Consider the following 26138-nt stretch of genomic DNA (forward strand, 5'->3'; position numbering starts at 1 on the left):
GAGTTCAAGGAACGATATTGAAAATAAAAACAATCTCAGAAAACTGGCAGGTAACTCAATCAAGTTACGACGCACTTAAAGCTATTAGCCAACAAATTCACCCCAAAGATCCTGAAATAGTCGATTGGTACAAAAAGTATGCAAATAGCCAACGCAAACGATTATCTTACGACATTGACTACACTGAGAAATTCTGTGAACAGGGTGACAAGATATTAGAATTCGGTTCAGCTCCCTTTTTGTTGACAACCGTATTAAAAAACAAAGGGTATGAGGTCACTGGACTTGACCTAAAACCCGGTCGGTTTGCAGGTTCAATCCACAAACATAAACTTGATGTTAAACGCATTGACTTTGAGACCCAAGCATTACCATTTGAAAACAATACTTTTGATGCAGCCATATTTAACGAAGTGTTCGAACATCTTCGTATTAATCCGATTTTCACACTCAGGCAAGTTCATAGAGTGTTAAAACCCGGTGGAAAAATAATGCTATCAACACCTAATTTAATGTCTTGGAAGGGGTGGTACAACTTTGTTTTCAAAAACAAATTACCTTGTAACCTTTTTAACGAATATAGGAAGCTTGAGCTTATTGGACATATGGGTCATATTCGTCTGTATAGCACAAATGAAGTCATTACCTTTTTGTCACATATCGGTTTTGATACAGAAGTGATTATTTACAGAGGTGAATGGCAATCTGATTCGGAGTCAAAGAGAACTTGGGGAAATAGGTTTCTCAAACTCTTCCCCAAATATAGGACTTTTTTCTCGGTAGTCGCTAAAAAACGCTGAATAACAGCGTTTTTTAGCTACAGTAACGGCCTCCACCACTTCTCATTATCAAGATACCATTTCAATGTTTTTTGAATACCTGATTCAAAGGATTCGAAGGGTTTGTAACCAAGCTCGTTAGTTGTTTTGCTAGCATCTATCGCATAGCGCCTGTCATGGCCTAAACGATCTGTCACATAGGTAATTAAAGACTTAGAGTTGTTTTGTGAAACTTGCTTAGCCTGTGGAAATCTGTGGATCAACGAAGGGTCAGCAGCAAAGGCCTTATCCATAAGTTCACAAATCAACTTCACGATATCAATGTTAGCCCATTCATTATGACCGCCAATATTGTAATTTTCTCCTACAATACCTTTGTTAATAACTAAATCGATACCAACAGCATGGTCCTCGACATACAACCAGTCTCTAATTTGCTGACCGTCTCCGTAAATTGGGAGTGGCTTATCATGCAATATATTAGTAATAACTAATGGAATCAATTTCTCAGGGAAGTGATAAGGGCCATAGTTATTGGAGCAATTACTTGTGCTCACCTGAAGCCCATAAGTATGATGATACGCACGCACGAGATGGTCACTGGCAGCTTTACTTGCCGAGTATGGTGAGTTAGGTGCGTATTGCGTATCTTCGGTAAACGCAGGATCAGTGGGTGAGAGCGTACCGTATACTTCATCAGTGCTAACGTGATGAAAACGATGTTTTGTTTCTGGTAGACCTTGCTCCTTGGGAGTATCTATCCACAATTTCTTTGCTGCTTTTAATAGGGAATAAGTTCCTAAGATATTAGTTTCTATAAATGCATCAGGACCGGTAATCGACCTATCCACATGGGATTCAGCTGCAAAATGCACGATCGTATCAATACTGCGCTCCACCATTAAGGCTTCAACCAAATCAGTATCACATATATCACCTTGCTTAAAATAGAAATGGGGATTGTCATTTACTACAGATAAACTTTCAATATTGCCAGCGTAAGTTAATGCATCCAACACAGTCACTTCATCATCAGGGTATTTACCTAACCAATAATGCACAAAATTGGCACCAATAAACCCAGCGCCGCCGGTAACTAATAATTTTTTACTCATAATTCTTCCAATAAATTTATGCTAGGTCATTGATGACTAGTGCTAGCGCATGTTGCCAATGAGGTAGTTCTATATCGTTAAGCGCTTTCTTTAGAGAACTTTTAGACAACACACTATAATGTGGTCTGGCTGCGTGAGTTGGATACTCAGACGTTAATATTGGTTTGATCGGTATTTTGTTTACCAATATATCTTTGTCTAAACCTTGCCGTTGAATTTCAACCGCAAAATCGTACCAAGAAGCAACTCCTTCATCGCTAACATGGTGAACACCTATTAATTTTGATTGTGATGCTTTTAGGCATACTTCAGCAAGTGTGGTCGCTGACGTAGGTGAACCGATCTGATCATCAATGACACCCAAAGCAGGTTTTTCCTTCATCAAACGCAACATGGTTTTAACGAAATTATTGCCAAATTTTGAATACACCCAACTAGTACGCAATACACATGAGTTTTCGCCATACTTCGAAAGGAGATTATTCTCACCTGCCGCTTTACTGGCGCCATATATACCATTCGGTGCAAGCTCATCATCGGGTTGATATGGACTTCCTTTATCCCCTGCAAATACATAATCTGTTGATACATGCACTAAATGTATTCCTTGCTTCTTACTTGCTTCTGCAAGGTTACCTACCGCTAAATCATTTAGAGCAAATGCAGCCTGTTGATCTGTTTCCGCCTTATCAACTGCTGTGTACGCTGATGCGTTAATGACAGCGGAAACCGAGTGCGTATGAAAAGCTTCAAGAACACTTTCGATGTCAAGCAAGTCGATATCATTTCTTCCAAAGGCTATCATGGGTTGCTGAATTGACGTGCACAACTCTTGGAGAGCCTGAGATAGCTGGCCGGATTTACCTATTATCGCTAACATTAAACTTAACCTTCAAACTTAGGAGCAGTATCAAAACTATGAGCTTGCTCATCTTTCGCTGATAAAGAAGGCGCCTTCCCATTTACTAGTGGCCAGTCGATAGATAGCTTAGTGTCGTTATACGCAAGTGAGACCTCAGATTCAGGATGATAATAGTCGGTACACTTGTACAAAAATTCAGCACTCTCACTTGTCACGTAAAATCCGTGTGCAAAACCAGCAGGCACCCACATTTGACGCTTATTCTCGGCTGACAACTCAGTACCAAACCATTGTCCATAACTGACACTATTTTTACGCATATCTACAGCTACATCAAAAACGCTTCCGTGCGTCACTCTTACTAATTTACCTTGGGTATGTTCAAGTTGATAATGCAAACCGCGCAGTATTCCTTGAGAAGACTTACTGTGGTTATCTTGCACGAAGGTCACGTCTGCACAATTTTCTCTAAACCAATCATCTCTAAAAGTTTCTAAAAAGAAACCACGGTCATCACCAAAAACGCGAGGCTCTATAATTTTAACGTCTGGTATATCTGTGTTAACTACTTTCATAAATTACTTAATTTTCTCATTTAATATTTTCATTAGGTATTGACCGTACCCGCTTTTTATCAATGGAGCAGCAAGTGACTCTAGTTGAGTTTCATTAATAAAGCCCTGACGATATGCAATTTCTTCGGGGCAACAAATTTTCAGCCCTTGACGTTTTTCAATTGCAGAAATAAATACTGATGCATCTAGTAAACTATCTATTGTACCAGTATCTAGCCACGCAGACCCTCTTCCCATTAGTTCAACTCGAAGGTTGCCTTGCTCTAAATACAAGTTATTTAGGTCTGTAATTTCATATTCGCCTCTGGCTGATAACGGAACAGATTTAGCAAGTTCAACGACTTGATTATCATAAAAGTACAAGCCTGTAACCGCATAATTGCTTTTCGGGTTGAGGGGCTTTTCTTCAATAGAGACAGCACGCCAATCATCATTGAACTCGACGACGCCATAGCGCTCGGGATCGTGCACATGATATCCAAAAACAGTTGCGCCAGACGTTTGCTGAGCAGCATTTTTCAAAGACACTGGAAGATCATGGCCATAGAAAAGGTTATCCCCTAAAACTAGGGCGCAGGGGTCATTATTGATAAACGACTCGCCAAGTATAAATGCTTGAGCCAAGCCGTCCGGCGATGCTTGCTCAACATACTCAAAACTTACGCCCCAGTGACTTCCGTCTCCTAATAGCTTTTTGAATCGAGGAAGCTCTGCAGGTGTAGAAATAATAAGGATTTCGCTTATCCCAGCTAACATCAATGTCGATATTGGATAGTAAATCATTGGTTTATCATACACAGGCATCAGTTGTTTACTGACCACTTGTGTTAGAGGGTGAAGTCGAGTACCTGACCCACCTGCCAGAATAATTCCTTTTTTAGTCATGAATTTTTTTTCCTTTTACAATTATTTGAGCTCTTCAGCAGTAGCAATCAGCATTTTTCCGATAAAATATACAGCAAGTAAAACAGCCAATAACAGCACGAGATTATAAAACACTTTAGGGTATTTTGCTTCCTCGGGATATGTAGGAGACTCAATTGTTACTAAGTATTTTAATTGCTTATAAGCTTGAATTCTAGCCTGCTCTAGTGAAAGTTTTGAAGCTGAGTAGGACTGCAAAGCAAACTCTAAATCAATTTTATAGTCACTAAACTTTGACAATATCGCATTAACGCCGAGCTCACCTTCGCCGCTTTGATGTTCGGAATTACTAAGGTCTACGTTTGACTCAAATGCAACGGAACGCGTCAGTCGCTCCCGCTCAGAACGTAATTGCTGCTCAAGGCTACTTAGTTCGTCTTTTGTTTGAATGACCAGCGGTGCACTTGTGGACATACTACTAAGTAAAGCATTGAGTTCAGCTGTTTTTGTCGCTATCCGAGATTCTAGTTCGAACGTAATTTGTTGTAACGCGACGCCCTCAGCTTCTGGATCGAGTAAGTTATATTTACGCTGAAATGCTAGTAATCGCCGCTGAGCATTTTGAAGCTTTTCCTGCGTGAGTTCATGTTCATTTTGCACAAATGACAATTGCGCTTTAGCCAAATCATGTCCAATTTGATTTATGAAAGCTTCTGCTTGTTTTACGATTGTGTTAGTAATCAAATTTGCAAAGTCAGGCTCAAAAGCTTGTGCGCGCACTGAAATAATGGACGAATTGGGATCAATCTCTACCACTACATGCTTTTGAAAATAATCGAATCTATCTTCTTTGCTTGCATCGCTCGTTTGTCTACTGAATGGATCCCAGCTATGCACTTGGAAGTGTTCAGTATATTCAATTTCTTGCTCTAAAAACGCTATCATATCGCTCGATAAAATATACGCTTTAACTAGTTCGGTATCGCTATTGTTTTGGGTATTGCCAAACCCACTTAGCAATGCCAAGGATGGATCAATTGTTGACATAGCACCATCTGCTTGTTTGATAACGAGTTGCGCTTGAGATTCAAAACGTGGAGTCGCAATCATTAATAAGTACAAAGCAAAAACCAGAACAGGAATTATCACAAATACTAACAATCCATAATTTGCAGCGAAAGCTCGTACCGCTTTTATCGGCCCCTTCGCAGTCAATGAATTATTTTGGTGCTGATTTCCCGCATTGACTGGTGTTATTTTTTGACTTTTTCGGCCTAATATTGCCTCGATTTCAGTCCCGTCCTCTGATTCGACTTCCCACCTGAGACGAAGTGCGTCAATCTTAGAGACAGTTTTTGTATCCCCTCTATCAGATGCAAGCTTTTTACACCTAGAAAACAAATGATTAATAATTTTGGGATGCGTTTGCCAATAAACATCAATTTGCTCAAGCAAAAAATCAAGATTATCACGATTTTCTTTACTTAAAGATTTGATGTAAATAGCTGGGTCGTCTTGTAACACTGTCATTTATTCGTTTTGCCTTTTACAAAGTACATCCGTTGACTCATCGATATAGCCAAAATTTAATTACAATCGCTCATAAACCTCAATGGCATGCTCTATATCATGAAAAAATTCAAGTTTCCCCTTGTCTAATACAATTGCACTGTCACAGAACAATCGAACCTCTGACATGGAATGACTCACCATGATAACACTCGCTGTTTTTGATTTGTTAAATAATGCTTTTCTTGCTCGACGCTTGAAACCTGCGTCTCCAACTGATGTTACTTCATCAATCAGATACACATCGAAATCGATAGCGATGGAACACGCAAATGCTAACCTGGGGCGCATCCCACTTGAGTATGTCCCCACTGGCAAATCAAATTTTTTATCTAACTCAGAGAATTTCAAAACTTTATCTTCATACAGGTCTAAGTCTTCAACGCCGTTTACTTTACCAATGAAACGAGTATTTTCTCTTCCAGTCATTGCCGGATGAATTCCTGTAGACAAAGCGACGGGCCAGGAGATATTCTTTTGAGTGGATATAGAGCCTGCATTAGGGTATTCGGACTTTGCTAACATTCGGAATAATGTAGATTTACCCGCTCCATTTTTCCCCAATAACGCAAGATTGGTATTGGTCGGTATGTCAAAAGTAAGATTGCGAAATACAAACTGTTTACCCAATCCACTTGGGTAGTATTTATCAACATTTTTAAGTTCAATCATCTTGATATTCCCGCTTTCCAAGAAGAACGATAGAACAAAAATGAAATGCAAAGTGTGAATAAGGTCACTAGCAGTAAGTAGTTATAATCTACACCTTCACTTCCATAACTTGAATATGCCGCGTATCGATTAAGTTCAATCGTATGTAAGATTGGGTTCCAATCGAACAACCACCAATATTCTTGTGGGACGTCTTTCATTGAAAAAAACACGCCAGATATAAAAAATAATGGTCGTGTAAGGATTTGTTGAAGCTTAAGTATTTCAGGTACAAAACAAGTTGCAAGTCCAAATAACAGGCCAATCGCAAATGTGAAAACTACTAGACTCGCAAAGTTAGACGCAAACAATAGAAAATTATCCATTCGCAACTCTATGCTCAGTAAAAACATTAATATGCACACGCCCAAGACGATAAATACTTCAAGCACTACTTGAAACATTGACGCAGCAAGTACTGGACTGATCGGTTGTACCTGCCTAAACGCATATAATGGTGCGGCTTTTTTTACTACCCGGACTAAAGAATTGAACATAGTAAGAAACAACTGGATCATTAACATCCCATGGGCCATAAACACGAACGTCGGCATTCCATGAGTTTCGCCTCCATCGAGACGCCCTCGCAAAAAAGACAGGATAAAAATAAAAGCTATTGGGTTAACAATCGCCCAACTTAATCCCAACTTGTCACTAAAGCCAGTCCTAATCTCGCGAACAAAAAGCGCAAAGACAACGTCTTTCCATATTTGCCAATGATTTCTTACGTTTACCTTAGCCATTTATTAATTAGTTGCTACGTTGGCCGCCACAGCAATTTGGAAGATAATCTGCGTCACATCCTTGAAGGTTTGCATTAGCTTACTATCAGCTTTAGGAGTGATAAGTAATTGATCTCCTGGTTTGAGTTTGGTTTCAGCTCCACTTCCAAACCAATAATGATCATGATTAACGATCGAAGTTTGACCATTCGGATGTATCAGAACTATGGCATTTTTGTTTGCTCGGTCAGTATATCCACCCGCCCAATTTACGTAATCACTGATACTGGCGTCAGGCTTAAAAACAAGTGCTTGAGGGAGCATAACTTCTCCAGATACATTGATAAGATCGCTGAATTGAGGAATAACGACTTCATCACCCTGCTCTAGACGCACGTCACTGACTTTGCCATCGATTGAAACAACCACCTTACCCTTAGGTTCAACTTTTCTAGCTCTGTCAATAAACTGAGCAACCAATTGTGCTTCTTGAGCCCGCAATCGTGCCTCTCCGTCTGAAGAGGCCGGAGCGGTAAATATCAGCCTTTCCAATCTCGCTAAGCTTTCTTCTAACAATACTTTTTGCTGTTTTTTAACACTTTCTCTAACGATATATATTGAGTTCAAATCAGCTTGCTTTTCGTCGAATTCAACTTTCTCAAGTAACGTTTTTAACGTGGTGTTGTCGGGAAGAGTATATAGTGATGGTCCGAGAAACTGGCCCTTTAGCTTTACACTAATAACTTCAGGTTTTATATCGTCATTAAATATTAGTGAATCACCATTTTGAAGTCGAAAATCTGAAAAGTCATCCATTGAGAGGTAAACTGAAATTGGTTTATTATTCCGGACACCGGTAACCGCCACGTGACTAATTCTGGGGCTTAGTTGTGCTAAGCTTGTAATTGATTGCCCGGTCGCATCAGCGTTTGAAAGCTCAAAGAGCGTGCGCTGCGAAGTATCTGGTTTTTCAACAGTAATGGCATCAGAGCGTTCTTTTACTAAAATAACATCACCGTCTTGAAACGAATGATTTATGAGTTCCCCTTGAGTAAGAAAACTATACAAATCGATAGTAACAACGGTTTCGCTCGAACGAATCACTTCAATATTTCTATAGCTACCCAAGTCTGAAGAAATACCACCAGCTTGTCTCAAAAAAAACAATATTGAATCTGAAGCGTTACCCGCATATTGCCCTGGTTTATTTACTTTTCCGGTGACGAATATGCTGACAGGCGTTGATGCAAGCAAGTTCACATATATTTCTACATTATCGGTATACACCTGTCTAATTTTACTAGTAATAGTTGTATTTAAATCCTTAGCAAACAAACCTTGAACTTTTAAAGGACCAACAGAAGAGATAAAAATATTGCCTTGAGTATCAACAGTATAGATCTGAGAAAGATTTACCGCACCCCATAATTGAACTGAGATTTTATCGCCTACTGCAATTAAATACTCAGGATTGACCCCACTTCGTTGGAAAGAAGCATTATTTGGAAGAAAAAGGTTAGCCCCAAATGGAATGACACCATCAGACGTTAAAAAGTTATTTCCTCCCAAAGATGCAGTTTGTCGTGGTTGAGTCCCTTGCGAGGATATAAAGTTTTCTAAAGGTAGGTTTGAGGCTTGATTTATCTCTCGTGCCTGTTGATTCTGTTCTGAAAGACTTTGCGACCAGCTATAGAGAGGGAACAATACTAGTATTAATACTAAATTTACTTTATTCATATGCGCTTTGACAATTATGGCTGGGGGAGATTTTAGCTTATGCAAGCAATACTCGAGCGCCCAGCAGTTTTATTATTATGCTTTTTTCGAGCATAACATAAGTTGCGTCATATACAGATCGAAAGTTTTAAAGCATATTCCTAAAGGAGCCCGAAACGCTTAAGGATTCTCAAAATACGCCACACGTGCATAATCACTGCTGTATATAATACAAATACAACCAAAAACCCATAAAACATTAGTGACTCAGGTAATTGATATACTTCAGATAATACACCAATCAAAACAAACACAGAGCCTAGCATCAAGATAGTAGCGAGTGAGCGCCGCTCAGAAAACCCCGCCCTTAAGAAAATATTGTGAAGATGCTGACGGTCAGGCTTTAAAACTGATTGCCCTTTTCTCGCTCGGCGGAACATGATCGCAGCCATATCCATTAATGGCAATCCAATAATCCAAACTGCGGTCATCGGCCGCAAAGAGCTTTCAGAACCACTAGTTTGCTCAACAAGCATCCAGACAATGGCAAGGCCAATAAACATGCTTCCGGCATCACCCAAGAATATTTTATTTCCCTTAAAACCTTTAACGCTCAGATTAAACGCTAGGAATGGCACAATTGCTGCCATTATCGTCAATGGCTCAGTTATTTGGACACCATTTCCACTGTAAAGCATTAGAAAAACAACACCGAACAAAACCAACAAGCTCATACCGCCGGCGAGTCCATCAATGCCATCGATCATATTAAAGGCATTTATAACGCCGACAACGCAAATCATGGTGAATAGATATCCAACAGATGGAATCTGAATATTTCCTGTACCAAATAAATCCCCAAGATTAACAATGTAGTTGTTTGCAACCCACACCATAATAAAGGCAACCACGAACTGAAAAAATAGCCGACCTTTTGCGCTCAGATTAAATTTATCATCCAACATCCCAAGCAATACAATGAATGCGGCCGCGGTGAAGAACATTGGTTCGTTTTGAAACACCAAATCTGTTACAAAACTTGCTAATACAATCCCCATAAACATTGCCAAGCCACCGGTCAAAGGCACATGTCCAGAGTGTTGTTTTCGAAGTGAAGGAGAGTCAACCAAACCAAAATAGTGAGCCATTGGAGTCATGACAACAAGCAAACAGCTAGTAACAAGCGCTGTCACTATAATTGGTAGATATTCAATGTATGGCATGTTTATTTGATTCTTCCGTTTTGTGTGCTAATTATTTTTTTATTCAAATTATTAAAAATACTAAAATTTTTAAAGTACAACATTTTTATCAGCAAAAAAATCACTGCTTATTATACGTTGTTATTTTATGCATTCCCTGCGCCAAGTTTTCGCTAGTTATACTACAACGCGATAATTTATCGACTTGTAAGCTAGCTACTTGAATCTAAACGTATTGATCTTAACCTAATATGTGTCACATTGTTATAAAAACTCCACTATTTTGGTCAAAATTTTTAATTCTTCATAAAACTGACGCAAATTACAGACATACCAAGATGCTATCTAAGTCAAGAGTAGTCGATTTTTCTAGCAAGTAAGATGCCCCGCGTTTTTATTCGTATATAGCAAGTAGTTGTTAATGCGATCACTCTAAGTCTATTTTACGCTTTTTATTACCGTTAAATATCAATGATAGATTGAGATTGCAGTTTGGTTTTCTATTTAGCTTATCTTTTGTTTCAGGTAAGCTACTGCTACAAAAAATAATAACAAAAAGGGAAGATTGATGAACGCAATCGAAAGAACAGATGACACTAGCTTTTTTGGACATCCTAAAGGCCTCTCCACACTAGCATTCACCGAAATGTGGGAAAGAATGAGTTTTTATGGAATGCGCGCGATGCTAGTGCTTTTTATGACTGCTGCAATGCAAGAGGGTGGTCTAGGACTTACCGTCGCAACGGCTGGAGCAATCTATGGGCTTTATACAGGTTCGGTTTATTTTTTTGGATTACCAGGAGGTTGGATAGCCGATCGCTTAATCGGTGGACAGAAAGCAGTCTTCTATGGCGGCGTAATTATAATGTTGGGTCATATCATCCTTGCGATCCCTTCTACAACCAGCTTTTTTATCGGGTTAATTTTCGTAGTGTTAGGGACCGGCCTATTAAAGCCAAATATCGGCGCTATGGTTGGAGAACTATATACAGCCAAAGACAAACGTCGAGATAGCGCATACACCTTGTATTATATGGGTATCAACCTCGGTTCAATAATTGGTTACTTTGTTTGCGGTTGGTTACAAGTAAATATGGGCTATCACTGGGCATTTGGTGCCGCAGCGATTGGCATGGGGCTAGGTTTATTGCAATACCGACTCACAGCATCCAACATAGCAGGAGTATCTGATTCACCAGTAGAGCCACTTTCACCAAAAGCAGAAAAACGAGCTTGGACGGCGATCACTTTGGTTTTGGGACTGATTGCCGCTACAACAATATTAGTATTTGCTGGCACGATAAGTTTTAACCCTATTTTAGTGGCCCAAAAGGTTGTTGTTATTATTACAGCAATTTTTTTGTTTTATTTTGCGTATATTTTCTTCTTAGGCAAACTAAATGAAGCCGAGAAAAAAAGAATGGGGGCATTATTTTTAATATGTATTGCATCAACATGTTTTTGGGCTGGATTTGAGCAAGCAGGTTCGTCTTTAAACTTATTTGGACGTGACTATACCGATAGGTTTATTGGTTCCTTTGAAATTCCACCCGCGTGGTTTCAATCTGCCAATTCAATTTTTATTGTTTTACTCTCACCTTTTTTTGCTGCAATGTGGATAAACTTATCAAAACGCATGATTGAGCCCAGTTATAGTATCAAGTGTGCATTAGGCTTAATTATTATGGCCACAGGTTTCATTGTAATGTTTTTTGCCGCGCAACTTGCTGCATCGGGCTTAAAAGTTGCCCCTTATTGGCTTGTCGCAACCTACTTTTTACATACTGTTGGCGAGTTATGTCTCAGCCCAGTTGCACTAAGTGCTGTTAGTAAACTTTCACCTCGCCGGTTTGCAGGGCAAATGATGGGGGTATTCGTCCTTACCTACTCCATGGGTAACATAATTGCAGGGCTATTTGCAGGTCAGTTTGATCCAAACAACGTCGACCAAATGCCTGGGCTTTACATGCAAATCGTTTTATTCAGTATTGCCATTGGTGCGGTGCTGTTTTTACTTTCTTATAAAACTGGGAAGTGGGAAAAGCTAGCAGAAGCCGAAAAATAAATACTATTAATAAGATAAAAGGCACTTTTTATTGTGCCTGCTTTTGCATCGGCTTATACTTGCCGTAATTTCTCCCTAGCCTTATTCCAAACAGAGGTCACACCTTGAAAATCTATACCTCAACAAAGAAAATACCGGGACTAGAAAACAAAGGGTTAACAGAGAGGCTTTCATTGCTTGAAGAGGCAAGTAAAAAATTATCTGTGCCTCAAAAAACCATACTCAATGTATTGAAATTATTAGTACTAATACCCACGTTCGCGCTAATTTTAAAGACCAGTGAAAACTTTATTTCATTGGCTTGGGCTATGCTTATACTGCTTTTGTACCCCTTATTTGTAAAACCTATTCAATACTCATTAAGCGTTCGTTATCTAGACGAAATCATCAAACAAAACAGTCAATCTACAGAAGATTAGAAAGGTAATATAAATGAAATCTATTTTAGTGACCGGCGGTTGCGGCTATATTGGTAGCCACACTATTTTGCAGTTATTGGAAGCAAACTTCGACGTAGTAGTAATCGACAACTTAACTAACTCGTCACTGGAGAGCCTACAAAGAGTCGAAGCGATAACTGGTAAAACAGTGACTTTTTATCAGGGTGATATCCGTGACCAAGCTTTTTTAGATAAAGTATTTACGGATCACGAAATAGATGGGGTTATTCACTTTGCTGGCTTAAAAGCGGTCGGAGAATCTGTAGAGAAGCCTTTGATGTACTATGAAAACAACGTTTTCGGCTCTGTTAATTTATGTAACGTTATGAAAAAGCATAGCGTCAAAAACATTGTATTTAGTTCTTCAGCTACTGTTTACGGTGACCCAATAGAATTACCACTTCACGAACAGTTACCGACAGGTGTTCCAACAAATCCCTACGGGCAATCAAAACTAATGGTAGAGTTGATACTCAAAGACTTGTATAAATCCGATTCCAGTTGGAATATAGCATTATTGCGTTACTTCAACCCTGTAGGTGCTCACATATCTGGTTTAATCGGAGAAGATCCAAACGGAATTCCGAATAACTTAATGCCGTTCATTACTCAGGTAGCAACTGGAAAGCGCGAACATCTAAGTGTTTTTGGAGATGACTACGACACTCCTGATGGAACCGGTGTGCGTGATTATATCCACGTAGATGACCTGGCTAAAGGGCATTTACAAGCACTCGAAAAGCTCTCATGCGACGCTGGTTTATTAACTGTTAACCTCGGCACGGGTCAAGGCTATTCAGTTATCGATATGATAAAGGCATTTGAAAGAGCCAGTGGGCAAAAGATCCCTTACAAAGTAGTTGATCGAAGAAGTGGAGACGTCGCATCTTGCTTCGCAGATCCCCAATACGCCTCTGAAGTCTTAAATTGGAGCGCAAAAAAAGGTTTAGACGAAATGTGTCAAGACTCTTGGCGTTGGCAGTCGATGAATCCTGATGGCTACCCAAAATAGAAGTAGATGTTTTGATAGCAAAGAAATTTATAAACAAGTTAAGAAAACATCGTTATATGGCGACATCACAATCAAGTGAATTTGTTGATAGTGAATGTAAAGCCATATTGCACATCGGCATGCCTAAGACAGGGTCTTCTGCCATTCAAAAGTTTTGCCTTGAGAACGAAGCATGGTTGCTTGAGCATGGCTTCTACTACCCCTTTCATAGTCTCGACGCTAATGGTATTTCAGGAGGACATTCAGATCTTTATCATTTACTAATTGAGAAAAAATACAGTGACGCAAAAACACTTTTGCAGTTTTATTTAAACGAAGCAGATAAAAATAACAAAACTCTTTTATTATCAAATGAAGGCTCTCATTTGTTACACAAAGAGTTTAAAAAAATTTGCGATGAATTACCTTTAAGGGTAGTCGGTTTTTATCGACATCCAGTGGATAATTTATTTTCTTCGTATAATCAAATGGTTAAACGTCACTTCCTGAAAGAAAGTCTACTCGAATACACAGAAAAGTCTGTTCGCGCCAAAAAACCAATTCTCTCTGGCAAATCACTACTAGACTGGTCTACTGAATTTAAAGATCAGGTTACTATATTGCCTTACGATTCCAGTATTTCTGGAAAAAACTCCGCTATACATCAATTTTTAACATTCCTTGGAATATCTGAAGAAGCGATAGAAAGTAGGTTGACTAAAAAACGCATAAATAGCAGTTATACCGCCGACTACCTAGAACTTAAAAGACTCTTGAATTATGTACTAAGTAGTGAAGATGAAGCACTGAATAGCCATATTGACCTGTTTTTTCAACAACAGTCTGACAATAGTCAACTTCCAAGCCGAAAAGTTCAAGATGCTCTTCCTGTAGCGCTTGTTAAGCAACTATATGCAAAATTTAAACAAGATATTGAACGCATCCAAACTTTGCACAACTTCTCTTTCGACGCTGATAATCAAATGACGAAAACGTCTCAAAGCTCGCCCTTTGAAGACTTGAAAGCACAGATTGAGTTAATTGAAAATATAAAGCTAAGAGAACCATCTCTATACAAAAAAGTAAAAAATGCGATTGTTCGCAAAAATTGGGGGGTGATAAACGCTGATAAGCAGAAACTGTTAAGTTTGTTTGATGTCCCGCTTCATCAAGTAAAATACTATGAAGATGCATTTTTTGACAAAAAAGAACTCAATAAAATCTTAGAGTATAAGCAAGTTGATGTATATCGAGAGTTTGCCTCTTTATTATACAAAAGGGGGGATTTAAAGAGCGCCTACGGTTTTATTGTGAAAGCTGAAGATATCCGCCCAAATGGACCAGTGATAAAAGAGCTTAAACAGAAAATAGAAAAGGCTATCAAGCAGCGTTAAATCAGGTACAAGTAAAAATAAGCTTGTACCTGATACTAGATTAAAGATCGTTTAATAGTCCTTCAAACTCTGCAAAGTCGTCACTCTCTTTTTCTACTTCCTCTTCAGACCGCATCGGTGTCTTTCCGTCAGTCACCTCAAAAGCTAGTCGTTGAAAATACGCATCTCTGACGAATAAGTATGGATCTAAAGCGCGTTCAAGTTGCGCTTCTTGTTCTAATAAAACGGCACGAGTTTCCAATACACCGACGACATTAGAAGCAATCACATATTGGCTTTCTAAAACACTTAGTGGCCAGTAAACATTATCGACAATACGACCAGTTAAACTCCTAACATCACTCGGCCCAAGCGCGGGCAACATTAAATAAGGCCCGGTTCCGATACCCCACACTCCCAATACTTGTCCAAAGTCCTCTTCTTTTCTAGGCAAACCCATTTTATTCGCAACATCAAAAAAACCTAACAATCCAACTGTTGAGTTGATAGCAAAACGCCCTAAACTAGCGGCGGAGTCCTGTGGTTTGCCCTGAAATAAGTTATTTATAGTATTCGCAGGCTCCTCTAAATTTTCAGAAGCATTTAGCAACCCCGTTCTTAAAAATTGCGGTGTGAGAGCCACATATCCTTGCGTCAGCGGTTTTAGCAAGTATTTGTCTAATATCTCAAAGTTAAAATCCCAAACAACCCGATTGAGGCTTTCTAATGGGTCCGGATTTTGTACCTGCGGTGAGTTATTGTCTTGACGAGTATTATCAATATTCTTGGCCGCATCAATTTGCGCTTGTCGTTCGCTGGTTGCGCAGCCGCCAAGAGATAACACAACAACCAAAATACATGCTTTGGTTAAAATTGGAAAATTGGAAATCAAGGTAATTCCTTATCAATAATAATTTCTACAATATTAGGTTTAGCAGACATTTGTAATAGCTCAAGTTCGCCTTGAAGCTCGCCGCTGCTCGGCATCACGTCTTCATCCATTGATATACGCGCGGTGAGTTTAACTTGTTCAGCTGTTTTCAGCGAAAAGTTTTCAAGCATTGCATCTTCTTCGCTCAAGGACAAAACGAAAGGAAATTCGGGTAAGGTAACGCGTTTTACCGCTAAGGGTAATCGTGTTTGACCACTTGCATCTTGTGCAAACACAATCAAAAAACCTTCGCTGGGAAGTTTAGCCTGTATAGACTCGGCAACGCTGACCATCACTTCCAGTTTTGTTGTTTTTGGCTCGTTGTTCACATTATTGTTATTTTCTGGCTGTATGCCTGCATCACTAGCTTGTGAATCAAATAAACTCTCTGGCGCGCCCATACTTCTAAGCTGAGTAGAAAGCGACTGAAACAAGCTGCTGCTGGGATCGAGTTGATCTTTGATCAATGCAAAGTTAGAAAAAGCAACCTCAGCATTGTTTGATTGAGCAGCCACCACTGTCATCAATAATCGGTATTGGCGTTCTTGAGGTGCTTTTCGAATCAAATATTCAAGTTGATTAAAGGCAATTGCTAATCCTTCTTCGTCACCTCGCATCATGGCTGCTTGTGCATATCGAGAACGCAATTCATCGTCTTGAGGTTTTAAAGTAAGCGCTTTTTTAAAGGCATTAACACTTTCTTCCATCTGCCCCAAGGTCATATTGATTCTGCCCAACCATGTCCACCCTATCGCATCATCTGGTTTTTTGCGCAGCTGTTGTCGTATCACCAGCGCATATTTTTGAAACTCTTGCGGCGAAACGTCATTAGCAGGTTGTAATACGATTCGATTATTTAGCTCTTGCGTGTTGTTTATCGCAAATTGTAATTGCGACAGGCCACTTAATTGGTTGGCATCCACATATACCCATATACCGATAATAAGTGTAGGGATAGCACCAATAATTAACGGCTTAATAGCAGAATGAGTGGACTTATTGCTTTGATTTTGAGTTTCATCAACTAGTGCAAGCTTCATCTCGTCAATCGATTGCTGCATTTCGTCTTGATTAATCAGCCCTTCTTCGGCTTCTTTTTTAATTTCTTCTATTCTGGCCCTGATAACATTGACGTTGTTAACTTCAACTCGTTGTACTGAAGATCGTTTTAGCCAAGGATAAAACACAAAAACCAGCCCAAATAAAAACAGTAGGGCTGAAATGATATAAAAAATACTCACTCATTTTCCTTTAATAAACGATCAGCTTGTGCGAGCTTTTCTTGTAAATTTTGGGGGTTAGCCTTTTTCTTTCGCAAGATGAAAGCGAACAGCATCACAAAGGCAAACATTATCGGCAACACCCATAACCAAATAGTCACGCTATTCACAGGAGGTTGGTAATAAACAAAATCGCCATAACGCTGTTTCATAAAATCAATGACTTGCGTTTTACTCTGCCCTTCTTGCATCAATTGATAGACTTTTCGACGCATGTCATGTGCAATCATTGCATCTGAGTCAGCAATATTTTGGTTTTGACACATTGGGCAACGCAATACAGCCGTAAGCTCTAAAAATGTTTTTCGCTGATTAGGATCATCAAACTGATAATTTTCAGCATAATCGTCTTCTTGTGTTGCCGCATTGTCAGTTGAAACACCCTCTTGAGCGATTGCCGAAGAGAATAACATCACCTGAACAAATACTAGTATCCATATTCGATTCATAAAGACTCTACTTCCCGTTCTTCTTCACTATCTTGCGAAGTAGCCGCTTTGATAGTGTTGATAATAGGCAAAAACTTGTTTTGCCAAACACGCTCGTTTATGTCACCCAAGTGATGAACACGAATCACACCATTTTGATCAACTAAAAAAGTTTCGGGTGCACCTGTCACCCCTAAATCTAACGCAGTGTCTCGATACACATCAAAAATATTAAATTGATATGGATCGCCGTATTTCCCTAGGGTTTGCTTAACTTCTTGTCTTACACGTTGAATAGTCTTAGTACCGTAGTTGGGGTCGAGATCTTGGTCGTAATACAAACCTACAATTCGATAGCCTTGATTTCTAAGGCTCTCTAAATAAGGTAGCTCAATCGCACAAGTCACACACCAGACTCCCCACACATTAATCAGTGTCAACTGCCCGTCGAACACACTGTTATCATATTGACTGGTTTCGTCCATCAAATCTGGCAAACTGAACTCAGGAAAAGGTCGCTCAAGCGCAGTAGATTCACGCTCTCTAGGATCAGAAAACAATCCTTGGAATAAAAAGACCGCTATCCCTAGAAACAGCACTAAAGGTAAAAGTAAATAACTCAGTCGCTTCACGAATTAACCTCTTTCACCACTGGCGTCGCTAAACTATCAATCTTTGATTTATCGACAGATACTTTGCTCGAAAATACACCTTTTAACTTCGCTACCTTTTTGATTCGATACCGTTTGTCACACATCGAAAATACACCGCCGATGCACATAATAAAGGCACCACCCCAAATCCAGACAACGAACGGTTTGTAATACAACCTTATTGACCATGAGTTATCATCAAATCGTTCACCCAAGGCAACAAAAAGGTCGCGAGTCAGCGTGGTATGAATACCCGCCTCGGTCATTGTGGTTCTTTGCACGGGATAAAAGCGTTTTTCAGGCTCTAAATGATTGACGAATTCCGCGTTTTTATACACATCAAAAATCCCCCTATCTGCGGTATAATTAGGGCCTTTTATGTCTTTCACACCGCTGAACTTAACTTGGTAATCAGCAATTTCGATTGTATCGCCTGCGCGAGCTCGAACGTCACGCTCAAGCTCGTAATTACTCACTAAAGTAATGCCAATCACACTAACGGCAAAGCCCACATGACCGAGGATCATGCCCCAATGGCTTGGCGTCAGCTTTTTCAATGAGCTCAAGGTAGATTGCTCTTGAGTATGTTTATTATCGGCATCAACACGCTGCTTAACTTCAAGCACAGTGCCAATCAGAATCCAAAAACTGATAAGCATACCCAATACGCCCATATAAGTCGGCTCGTCATATGAGAAATTAACCAAAATCGCTGCGCTGAGCGCTAACACAAAGGCTGCTAATAATTGGTTTCGCAAGTCAGACGGTTTTTGCTTCTTCCATCGGCTAAGTGGACCAACGGCCATAAAGAAAACAAAAGGTACGATTAGCAGAGTAAACATCTGATTAAAAAAATGGTGCGCCGATTGATATGGTGCCCAAGCCAATTTCTTTGTGTATGAGCGGAAATAATGTCCCTAAGAGCACAACGATTGTCGCGGCGACCAACAAAACATTATTCCCCATCAACATCATTTCACGAGAAAACAACTCGTAGCGACCAGAACTTTGTAGTTGAGATGCGCGCACTGCGTACAGTAGAAGCGAACCGCCAATAACAATAACTAACAGCCCTAAGATAAACATTCCACGCGACGGATCACTAGCAAATGAATGCACTGATACGAGCACCCCCGAACGCACAAGAAAGGTCCCGAGTAAACTTAAGGAAAATGCAGAAATGGCTAGAAAGACCGTCCATGATTTAAATAATTTTCGTTTTTCAGTCACTGCAAGGCTATGCATCAGCGCTGTACCCGCTAACCAAGGCATAAATGAAGCATTTTCGACGGGATCCCAGAACCACCAGCCACCCCAACCCAGTTCGTAGTACGCCCACCAACTGCCCAGCGCAATTCCAATTGTCAAAAACGACCAGGCCGCAATCGTCCAAGGACGAGACCATCTTGCCCACGTTGAATCAAGTTGACCGCCAATCAACGCTGCAATTGCAAAGGCAAAGGCGACTGAAAAACCCACATAGCCCATATAAAGCATTGGTGGATGAATGATCATCCCGAAGTCTTGTAACAAAGGATTGAGGTCACGACCGTCGACTGGGAAAAACGGCAACATGCTATCAAAGGGATTGGAGGTCAATAGCATAAACAGGTAGAAACCAATACTCACCATGCCTAGCACGGCTAGCACTCTTGCTAGCATTTGCAGTGGAATACCTTTAGAAAACGCGCCGACAGCAAGCGTCCAAACAGCAAATATCAGCACCCAAAGTAGAAATGAGCCCTCGTGACCACCCCATACCGCTGTGACTTTATAGTAGGTCGGTAGTAATGAATTGGAGTTTTGCGCAACATAAGCAACACTAAAATCATCAGTCACGAAAGAATACGTTAAACAAGCGTATGCAATCGCAGTAAACACAAATAGCCCAAGTGCAAGTGGTCTTGCGGTAAGCATTAGTTTTTCGTTATTAGTTTGTGCGCCCCACAAAGGATAGATTGCAAGCAAAATAGACAGCATTAATGCAATAATTAAGCTGACGTTACCAAGTTCTGGGATCATTATTTAGTACCCCGCATCAGTGGGTTTAACGTGCTTGATCCCTTTTAACTGTTCGGCCAGTTCAGCAGGCATGTATTCTTCGTCGTGCTTTGCTAACACTTCGTGAGCGACAATAAGATTTTCAGTTTGCAAAATGCCGGTCGCCATTATTCCCTGCCCCTCACGAAACAAATCAGGGAGAATACCGTTGTATTGAACCGTCACAATTGGACCCGTGTCGACTAAATCGAAAGACACTGCCAAACTCTCAGGGTCACGTGACACACTGCCTTCAACCACCATGCCACCAATACGCAAGCGCTGTCCCACAATTGGCTTTTGCCCTGTTTTTTGCTTGCCCTGCAAAATTTCTGTAGGCGTATAAAATACATCAATACTATCTTGCAAAGCATATAGCATGGTCGCTACCGCGGCTGTAATCAACATCGCAATACTACCAACGGAAATTAATCGTTGTTTACGTCTTGGATTCATTAGTCTTTTTGCTCTATATCTAAATTGGAATTCGTTTGTTTTGACGACTCAGTCTGCTCGACTGTTTTTGCCTGTCGCGCTCGTTTGCGCTTTTCTCGCGCTTCTAATATTCGTATCGCACGCGCTTGCTCTTGCGCTACTGTTTTCCTGATTTGCTGTTTAACAAACAGGCTATGCGCAGTGATTAATAACATTGATAAGGCGGTTATCCCAAAAGCTAACCACACAAAAAAACCATAGCCACCCATGTTTAAAAAAGCGCTGAAAGAATCGAACTGAGACTGCATTAGTTGACCTCCTTCTTAGACGCAGACAGGCGCTGAAGTTCACTATTTTCAGCAAACATTTGCATCACCCAGGGGCGATGCTTATCTCGAATTATCATTTCATTCTTAAAACGAATGAGCGTGATAATGCCGATAAAACCAACAAAACCCAATATGCTAATTAACAAGGGCCAGAGCATTTCCGCAGGCATAGAGGGTTGGTCGAATTTACTGATCGTCGCGCCTTGATGCAGCGTATTCCACCATTCAACCGAGTATTTAATAATAGGTATGTTGATGACGCCAACCAAAGCCATGATGGCGGCCGCTTTACCACCTTGTTGTTTGTCTTCAAACGCAAGGTAAAGCGACATAACACCTAGGTACAGGAATAATAAGATTAACTGCGAAGTTAGGCGTGCATCCCAAATCCACCAAGTACCCCACATCGGCTTGCCCCATGCTGCGCCAGTGAATAACGATATAAAACATATTACTGCGCCTACCGGAGCAATTGCACTGATGAACATAAACGCGGTGCGCCACTGCCACACGATTCCAACTAAAGCAGCAGTCGCCATCGCAATGTAGGCCGTTTGAGATAAGATTGCGCTAGGTACATGAATATAGATAATGCGATAACTATCACCTTGTTGGTAGTCGGCAGGCGCAAACACTAGCCCCCATGTAATTCCCACTGTTAAACCTAATAACGCAATAGCAAAAAAATAAGGCTGCATTGCACTTGCTAGCCAATATGCTTTTTCTGGCTTTGCGAATGAATTAATCCACTTCCACATTAGTTCTGACTGACCTTTAATGAGTATGTAATCGCTATCGGGCAAAGTGCAACTGCACAAAGCATCAAGGACGCAATGATAGCAATTTGCGGGTGATAAGCCAGATTCATGCTAGCGGAATCGATAGCAGAAGTGGCAAAAATAAGTAACGGTATAAAAATAGGCAACAGCAGCAAGGCTAATAGCACGCCACCTCTATTTAAACTAAGCGTCAAAGCAACCCCAATTGCACCGACAAAAGAAACTAAGGGCGTACCAAACACTAGCGTCAAAATTAAGGCCCAGTACATCTGCGCTGTCATATTTAAAAAAAGCACTAAAATTGGTGACACTAATAGCAAAGGCATAATTTGAATAAACCAATGCGTAATAACTTTAGCGCTAACGATCAAATAAAACGGACAAGGAGAAAAACGATAGTGCTCGAGCGTGCCATCGTTAAATTCATCTCTAAACAAACGTTCCATGCCCATTAAAAGCGCTAAAATTGTCGCAACCCAAACAACTCCACCACCAATGCGTTGAAGTGTTTCTGGACTGGGCCCCACCGCAATAGGAAACAGTGTGACGACCAATACAAAGAACATAATTGGTTGTACAAGTTCTGCACGTTGTCGAACTGCAACCGCTAAGTCTTGCTTAACAACTGAAAATAAAACCGCACTTACCATTTGTATTCCAAATGCATAACGGTAGTATTACAGGATAATCTGAGCGGTTGATGAGACGTCATCACAACTGCACCACCTTGATTGACAAATTCGGATATCTTATGCTCGATGCAGGCAATCATATGTACATCAAGTGCAGTAAACGGTTCGTCTAAAACCCAAAGCGCGCTGTGCGGTTTTAACCAAAGTTTAGCTAACGCCACTTTACGTTGTTGTCCAGCAGATAAATGTTTAATGGGGATGTCTTCTAAACCTGTTAACTCTAAGATATCAAGCACATTTAAGACTGCTTCACGTTTTAAATCGAGCGCTTGTTGACTGGCCCAAAATTGCAAATTTTCAATTGCGGATAACACTGAACTAAATCCTAACTTGTGGCCAATGTACACAACTGATTCACAAGCAATGTGTTGTTCAGCATGAACATCTTGACCTTGAATCTTTACAGTGCCGTTATTTGCTTGACTCAGCCCTACTAAAATTCTCAATAAACTTGTTTTACCCGCTCCATTGTCTCCCGTCAAATGTACTAGAGAGAAATTATTAAGTTCGAGATCTAAATCACAAAACAGCGTCCTATCACTTTTTTCGCAGGTGATTTTTTGTGCGCTTAATATACTCAAGAAAATTCACTCATGTGTTTGAAATAAAACGTAACAATGGCTTGAAATGGTATCATAAAAAACGAGAATGCTGCAGAGTTGGATCGACTTTTGCTGTTGTTTTTTGTATTAATTCTATGCAAATTTGATGAGTATCAATAAAAATCGAGCTATGTTGATTAATGAATACACGGTACTAAGTCTATTTAAGCTTATCTGTTTAAGTTTAAAAAACTTGGTCTCAAAACTGACTAATGTCTGATTTCATACCAAAACCAGTGAATCCTACTGGCAATCCAGGTAACACTAACGCCAGTATTGCAATCACTAGTAGAGGTCAAGCCAGCTCGGCGGCCACACGAGTCGTGGTTAGCGAACTAACGCCAAATTTAGTGACATTAACCAATATCAATAATAAAAAAAACGTTGCAATACCGTTAGAGCAGTTTAGTAATAAGTATGATTTAAAAGTAGGACAAAGTTTTGTTTTGGTATACCAAAACAAAGGGTCAAACCAAGCAAATGAATCATCAAATAGTGGGCGTTCACAAGTATTAAATTCGCAATTAAGCCCTTTTTTACTAAGCCCACTAAACAAATCCAGCAGCGCCGTCAGCTCTTTGTTGCTACCACAATTCGATACACAGACTCAACAAGCTACTATTCCTTTAAGTACCACCCAAGCTAAAGCTTTATTTAATATTTTACACAGTATTGCTAATACTTCTCAGCACTCAAAAACAAGCTTTACAATTCAAGCGGCTATTAAAAATATTATTGGCAATCAAGTACTTTTGCAATTACCACGTATCGGTTCCGTTCCTGCTTCAGAAGTTAAAATCACGCTACCCAGCAACGTAATCAATCAGCTCAAACCCGGACAAAACTTGAATATAAGAGCTGAAATTGTGAATGACAAAGTGAAGGTTTTGTCTCTTTCCACCAATGACCAAGGCTCGAAGGAAAAACAAGAGCAAGTGAACAGATTGTTGAGCTCTCTGACAAAAAACGTTTTAAACAAAATCCAATTACCCATCGTTTACGGGAATCCAGAGAAGAATTCGTCTGTATTAGACAGCCAATCAAAAATAGTAAATTCAAAGCCGCTAGCGTTTAATCTTGAAAAGCAAATACTAGACAAGTTACCAGCAACTGAAAGCAAGCTTTTGAAGTCTCAAGTTATCGAGCAATTACATCTAACCGAAAAAGCACTAGAGAAGGGCGTTAGTGCCCAGTTGGTCAGCAATCAAAACAATGTCTTTTTACAAATAGTAAAAAGGCAAAGCTTAGTGCACTTAAACCATAAACAAGCCTCACTACTGATATCGGGTGTAACGCCTGATTCAAAGCCAAACAGTAAAGAACAAGTCGATTTGAGCACGCCAAAATTAAGCCCTACAGAAGTAAATTCAAACACTTTCTTCGAGAAAAAAGTCGCATTAACTCATAGTAGTCATGCAATAAAAAGTAATATTATTTACAGTCCAAGTGCCATCATCGCGGCTGCAAAGGCACTTCAAACTCCGTCTTCAGCAGACGTATTTACAAGTACTGACTCAAGTAAAAAGCCATCATTGCAACAATCATCTTCATACGCAGCCTTTGATCGCGACATCAAAACAAGTAACCTATTAGTGCAATCGTTGCTGCAAGAAATTAAACATCCATCTTCTGAAATCAGAGAGCTGCTTATAAATCGTTTTGGGACTAAAACTAACACTGCAAGTATTCAAAGCATGTTCAGTGAAATTGCAAAACAAGTCTTACCCAAAACAACTGAACAAAGTGTAACATTCAATAATATTCTAAACGCACTTGGTGATACAGAGTCGTGGTCTCCTGAATTACAACGGCTATTGAGCGCAGTCAAAGATAAATTGCCAAAATTAGATTCCGAACCTTCTATTAATAATGCCAATACGATACGCCAACTATTAATTGCTCCCATAACAGTCGCACCTTTGAATGCAATTACCTCTAACACTCAAAATGGCTTTTTAAATGCCCTCGTCACTTTGTTGCAGGTGGCACTTGCCTCTAGACTTCAAAAACTATCAAACCTTCACGCAAGTAAAGTTCAGCAGGCTATTCCCGATCTAGTCAAGCAGTTAATTCCAACATTAAGCCCTGCGCAAGGAGCAAAGCTCAGCCAAGAATTTAACCAGTTTGATGCAAAGCACATGTTGAGCGCTGAAATATCCAAAATGCTGGCTAACCACCAGCAAAATAAACTGAAAAGCGCCGATACAAGCGTTCAGGGTCAAGATAGTCTTTATTATTCATTTCCTAACTTATTCTATAAGCATGGAAAAGATATTGAACTGAGCATTAAGCGTGAATTTGACGATAGTAAAGAAGAGAATAACCATCAAGAAAAGCAAAAAAGATGGTCTTTGAGCATGAAGTTTGAAGTTGGAGAGCAAGGCGAGATGTTGGCCAAAACACTGCTCATTGAAAACCAAATTGATTTACAAATATACACATCCAGTGAATCGTTAAAAGACCAAGTACTTGAGCATTTACCCAAGCTGAAGCAAAGATTATCTAGCCTTGGAATAGATTTAATAAACAAAGGGTGCCAGTTGGGTAAAATTCCAAAGACTTTGAATTCAACCCATTTCTCAGTATTTGAAACAGACGCATAGAATTGTAAACCCAGAGATTACACTTAATGAATGATAATTTTAATCCGCATCAAATTCATGAACCAAAGCATGCTGTTGGGCTCAGATACAATGAATTAGATGGCGATCAAGTACCTACTGTTATTGCTAAGGGCTTTGGTGAGCTAGCTGATGAAATTCTAGCGTTAGCTCAAGAACACGATGTAATGATTCATCAAGACAAAGGATTAGTTGATTTATTAGCTAGGTTAGATCTTGGACAAGAGGTTCCAGAAGCATTATTCCATGTAATTGCAGAGCTCATTGCTTTTTCTTACTTGCTTCAAGGTAAGTTTCCTGAATCCTGGCAAAATGCAGCGCAAAAAGTAGATATCAAAGAATAATTAAGAAAAACTAATGCACT

At 39.9% G+C, this 26138-nt stretch carries 25 protein-coding genes and 1 pseudogene; 7 read left to right on the top strand and 19 right to left on the bottom strand.

The genetic code is table 11. The features are described 5' to 3' along the window. Window positions 1-17 precede the first annotated feature (17 nt). Window positions 18-800 (top strand): bifunctional 2-polyprenyl-6-hydroxyphenol methylase/3-demethylubiquinol 3-O-methyltransferase UbiG, encoded by a 783-nt coding sequence (locus KUL10_RS07375; protein WP_158525337.1) that lies wholly within the window; start codon window positions 18-20, stop codon window positions 798-800. 17 nt (window positions 801-817) lie between these two features. Here the strand turns inward: KUL10_RS07375 and rfbB are convergent, their stop codons facing one another. The 9 genes from rfbB to wecA all read right to left on the bottom strand — a co-directional run bounded on the left by rfbB (window position 818) and on the right by wecA (window position 10136). Next, window positions 818-1894, bottom strand: coding sequence for a dTDP-glucose 4,6-dehydratase (rfbB, locus tag KUL10_RS07380; protein ID WP_110428268.1), 1077 nt, complete (start codon window positions 1892-1894; stop codon window positions 818-820). 16 nt (window positions 1895-1910) lie between these two features. Then, window positions 1911-2774 (bottom strand): dTDP-4-dehydrorhamnose reductase, encoded by an 864-nt coding sequence (rfbD, locus tag KUL10_RS07385; protein WP_110428269.1) that lies wholly within the window; start codon window positions 2772-2774, stop codon window positions 1911-1913. A gap of 5 nt (window positions 2775-2779) precedes the next feature. Continuing rightward, complete coding sequence (rfbC, locus tag KUL10_RS07390) at window positions 2780-3331, bottom strand: dTDP-4-dehydrorhamnose 3,5-epimerase (protein ID WP_110428270.1); 552 nt, start codon at window positions 3329-3331, stop codon at window positions 2780-2782. Between the two features lie 3 nt (window positions 3332-3334). Continuing rightward, window positions 3335-4216 (bottom strand): glucose-1-phosphate thymidylyltransferase RfbA, encoded by an 882-nt coding sequence (rfbA, locus tag KUL10_RS07395; RefSeq protein WP_110428271.1) that lies wholly within the window; start codon window positions 4214-4216, stop codon window positions 3335-3337. A gap of 21 nt (window positions 4217-4237) precedes the next feature. Then, the gene (locus KUL10_RS07400) at window positions 4238-5725 is read right to left on the bottom strand and encodes a lipopolysaccharide biosynthesis protein (RefSeq protein ID WP_110428272.1); all 1488 of its coding nucleotides are present in this window, start codon (window positions 5723-5725) and stop codon (window positions 4238-4240) included. Window positions 5726-5785: 60 nt separating this feature from the next. Next, entirely contained in the window at window positions 5786-6436 is a 651-nt protein-coding gene (locus KUL10_RS07405) for an ABC transporter ATP-binding protein (protein WP_110428273.1), read from the bottom strand. Continuing rightward, a complete protein-coding gene (locus KUL10_RS07410; protein ID WP_110428274.1) occupies window positions 6433-7218 on the bottom strand; it encodes an ABC transporter permease in 786 nt (261 codons plus the stop codon). Before KUL10_RS07410 ends, KUL10_RS07405 begins: the two co-directional genes overlap by 4 nt. Before the next feature lie 3 nt (window positions 7219-7221). Then, window positions 7222-8934: a polysaccharide biosynthesis/export family protein gene (locus KUL10_RS07415; protein ID WP_110428275.1), complete on the bottom strand. Its 1713-nt coding sequence runs from the start codon at window positions 8932-8934 to the stop codon at window positions 7222-7224. A gap of 140 nt (window positions 8935-9074) precedes the next feature. Beyond that, window positions 9075-10136 (bottom strand): UDP-N-acetylglucosamine--undecaprenyl-phosphate N-acetylglucosaminephosphotransferase, encoded by a 1062-nt coding sequence (wecA, locus tag KUL10_RS07420; RefSeq protein WP_110428276.1) that lies wholly within the window; start codon window positions 10134-10136, stop codon window positions 9075-9077. Between the two features lie 547 nt (window positions 10137-10683). On the opposite strand from wecA, the gene KUL10_RS07425 reads away from it, so the two are divergent. The 4 genes from KUL10_RS07425 to KUL10_RS07440 all read left to right on the top strand — a co-directional run bounded on the left by KUL10_RS07425 (window position 10684) and on the right by KUL10_RS07440 (window position 15005). Further along, complete coding sequence (locus tag KUL10_RS07425) at window positions 10684-12180, top strand: peptide MFS transporter (RefSeq protein WP_110428277.1); 1497 nt, start codon at window positions 10684-10686, stop codon at window positions 12178-12180. Window positions 12181-12284: 104 nt separating this feature from the next. Further along, on the top strand, window positions 12285-12599 hold the full coding sequence (locus KUL10_RS07430; RefSeq protein ID WP_110428278.1) for a DUF6170 family protein: 315 nt from the start codon (window positions 12285-12287) through the stop codon (window positions 12597-12599). Between the two features lie 13 nt (window positions 12600-12612). Further along, a complete protein-coding gene (gene galE, locus KUL10_RS07435) occupies window positions 12613-13632 on the top strand; it encodes a UDP-glucose 4-epimerase GalE (protein WP_110428279.1) in 1020 nt (339 codons plus the stop codon). A 56-nt stretch (window positions 13633-13688) separates the two neighbouring features. After that, a complete protein-coding gene (locus KUL10_RS07440) occupies window positions 13689-15005 on the top strand; it encodes a sulfotransferase domain-containing protein (protein WP_110428280.1) in 1317 nt (438 codons plus the stop codon). Window positions 15006-15045: 40 nt separating this feature from the next. On the opposite strand, the gene KUL10_RS07445 is transcribed toward KUL10_RS07440, so the two are convergent. The 10 genes and pseudogenes from KUL10_RS07445 to ccmA form a co-directional block, all read right to left on the bottom strand. After that, complete coding sequence (locus KUL10_RS07445) at window positions 15046-15876, bottom strand: VacJ family lipoprotein (RefSeq protein ID WP_233499743.1); 831 nt, start codon at window positions 15874-15876, stop codon at window positions 15046-15048. Next, window positions 15873-17156: a c-type cytochrome biogenesis protein CcmI gene (ccmI, locus tag KUL10_RS07450; protein ID WP_110428281.1), complete on the bottom strand. Its 1284-nt coding sequence runs from the start codon at window positions 17154-17156 to the stop codon at window positions 15873-15875. The genes KUL10_RS07445 and ccmI overlap by 4 nt, the downstream gene beginning before the upstream one ends. Beyond that, window positions 17153-17644 carry a cytochrome c-type biogenesis protein gene (locus tag KUL10_RS07455; protein WP_110428282.1) on the bottom strand — a complete coding sequence of 164 codons (492 nt, stop codon included), beginning with the start codon at window positions 17642-17644 and terminating at the stop codon, window positions 17153-17155. Before KUL10_RS07455 ends, ccmI begins: the two co-directional genes overlap by 4 nt. Beyond that, window positions 17641-18255, bottom strand: coding sequence for a DsbE family thiol:disulfide interchange protein (locus KUL10_RS07460; RefSeq protein ID WP_110428283.1), 615 nt, complete (start codon window positions 18253-18255; stop codon window positions 17641-17643). Before KUL10_RS07460 ends, KUL10_RS07455 begins: the two co-directional genes overlap by 4 nt. Next, window positions 18252-20298: pseudogene (locus KUL10_RS07465) on the bottom strand (heme lyase CcmF/NrfE family subunit). Before KUL10_RS07465 ends, KUL10_RS07460 begins: the two are co-directional and overlap by 4 nt. Window positions 20299-20301: 3 nt before the next feature. Further along, window positions 20302-20772: a cytochrome c maturation protein CcmE gene (gene ccmE, locus KUL10_RS07470; RefSeq protein ID WP_110428284.1), complete on the bottom strand. Its 471-nt coding sequence runs from the start codon at window positions 20770-20772 to the stop codon at window positions 20302-20304. Further along, complete coding sequence (gene ccmD, locus KUL10_RS07475; RefSeq protein ID WP_110428285.1) at window positions 20772-21059, bottom strand: heme exporter protein CcmD; 288 nt, start codon at window positions 21057-21059, stop codon at window positions 20772-20774. Before ccmD ends, ccmE begins: the two co-directional genes overlap by 1 nt. Next, window positions 21059-21838: a heme ABC transporter permease gene (locus tag KUL10_RS07480; protein WP_110428286.1), complete on the bottom strand. Its 780-nt coding sequence runs from the start codon at window positions 21836-21838 to the stop codon at window positions 21059-21061. Before KUL10_RS07480 ends, ccmD begins: the two co-directional genes overlap by 1 nt. Continuing rightward, on the bottom strand, window positions 21838-22509 hold the full coding sequence (gene ccmB, locus KUL10_RS07485) for a heme exporter protein CcmB (RefSeq protein ID WP_110428287.1): 672 nt from the start codon (window positions 22507-22509) through the stop codon (window positions 21838-21840). The genes KUL10_RS07480 and ccmB overlap by 1 nt, the downstream gene beginning before the upstream one ends. Continuing rightward, window positions 22503-23132 carry a cytochrome c biogenesis heme-transporting ATPase CcmA gene (gene ccmA, locus KUL10_RS07490; protein WP_110428288.1) on the bottom strand — a complete coding sequence of 210 codons (630 nt, stop codon included), beginning with the start codon at window positions 23130-23132 and terminating at the stop codon, window positions 22503-22505. Before ccmA ends, ccmB begins: the two co-directional genes overlap by 7 nt. A gap of 233 nt (window positions 23133-23365) precedes the next feature. Between ccmA and KUL10_RS07495 the strand changes: the two genes are divergently transcribed. Both KUL10_RS07495 and KUL10_RS07500 read left to right on the top strand, forming a co-directional pair. Then, window positions 23366-25756 (top strand): flagellar hook-length control protein FliK, encoded by a 2391-nt coding sequence (locus tag KUL10_RS07495; RefSeq protein WP_110428289.1) that lies wholly within the window; start codon window positions 23366-23368, stop codon window positions 25754-25756. A gap of 26 nt (window positions 25757-25782) precedes the next feature. Further along, window positions 25783-26118 (top strand): EscU/YscU/HrcU family type III secretion system export apparatus switch protein, encoded by a 336-nt coding sequence (locus tag KUL10_RS07500; RefSeq protein WP_110428290.1) that lies wholly within the window; start codon window positions 25783-25785, stop codon window positions 26116-26118. Window positions 26119-26138: the final 20 nt, after the last annotated feature.

It is taken from the genome of Glaciecola sp. KUL10 (genome assembly GCF_003203515.1).
In the GTDB taxonomy this organism is placed as follows: Bacteria; Pseudomonadota; Gammaproteobacteria; order Enterobacterales; family Alteromonadaceae; genus Glaciecola.

Bases quoted from the DNA above. Each gene is read 5' to 3' on its own strand.
- rfbB (WP_110428268.1), bottom strand. From the start codon at position 1,894: ATGAGTAAAAAATTATTAGTTACCGGCGGCGCTGGGTTTATTGGTGCC.
- rfbD (WP_110428269.1), bottom strand. From the start codon at position 2,774: ATGTTAGCGATAATAGGTAAATCCGGCCAGCTATCTCAGGCTCTCCAA.
- rfbC (WP_110428270.1), bottom strand. From the start codon at position 3,331: ATGAAAGTAGTTAACACAGATATACCAGACGTTAAAATTATAGAGCCT.
- rfbA (WP_110428271.1), bottom strand. From the start codon at position 4,216: ATGACTAAAAAAGGAATTATTCTGGCAGGTGGGTCAGGTACTCGACTT.
- KUL10_RS07400 (WP_110428272.1), bottom strand. From the start codon at position 5,725: ATGACAGTGTTACAAGACGACCCAGCTATTTACATCAAATCTTTAAGT.
- KUL10_RS07405 (WP_110428273.1), bottom strand. From the start codon at position 6,436: ATGATTGAACTTAAAAATGTTGATAAATACTACCCAAGTGGATTGGGT.
- KUL10_RS07410 (WP_110428274.1), bottom strand. From the start codon at position 7,218: ATGGCTAAGGTAAACGTAAGAAATCATTGGCAAATATGGAAAGACGTT.
- KUL10_RS07415 (WP_110428275.1), bottom strand. From the start codon at position 8,934: ATGAATAAAGTAAATTTAGTATTAATACTAGTATTGTTCCCTCTCTAT.
- wecA (WP_110428276.1), bottom strand. From the start codon at position 10,136: ATGCCATACATTGAATATCTACCAATTATAGTGACAGCGCTTGTTACT.
- KUL10_RS07425 (WP_110428277.1), top strand. From the start codon at position 10,684: ATGAACGCAATCGAAAGAACAGATGACACTAGCTTTTTTGGACATCCT.
- galE (WP_110428279.1), top strand. From the start codon at position 12,613: ATGAAATCTATTTTAGTGACCGGCGGTTGCGGCTATATTGGTAGCCAC.
- KUL10_RS07440 (WP_110428280.1), top strand. From the start codon at position 13,689: ATGGCGACATCACAATCAAGTGAATTTGTTGATAGTGAATGTAAAGCC.
- KUL10_RS07455 (WP_110428282.1), bottom strand. From the start codon at position 17,644: ATGAATCGAATATGGATACTAGTATTTGTTCAGGTGATGTTATTCTCT.
- ccmE (WP_110428284.1), bottom strand. From the start codon at position 20,772: ATGAATCCAAGACGTAAACAACGATTAATTTCCGTTGGTAGTATTGCG.
- ccmD (WP_110428285.1), bottom strand. From the start codon at position 21,059: ATGCAGTCTCAGTTCGATTCTTTCAGCGCTTTTTTAAACATGGGTGGC.
- KUL10_RS07480 (WP_110428286.1), bottom strand. From the start codon at position 21,838: ATGTGGAAGTGGATTAATTCATTCGCAAAGCCAGAAAAAGCATATTGG.
- ccmB (WP_110428287.1), bottom strand. From the start codon at position 22,509: ATGGTAAGTGCGGTTTTATTTTCAGTTGTTAAGCAAGACTTAGCGGTT.
- KUL10_RS07495 (WP_110428289.1), top strand. From the start codon at position 23,366: ATGTCTGATTTCATACCAAAACCAGTGAATCCTACTGGCAATCCAGGT.
- KUL10_RS07500 (WP_110428290.1), top strand. From the start codon at position 25,783: ATGAATGATAATTTTAATCCGCATCAAATTCATGAACCAAAGCATGCT.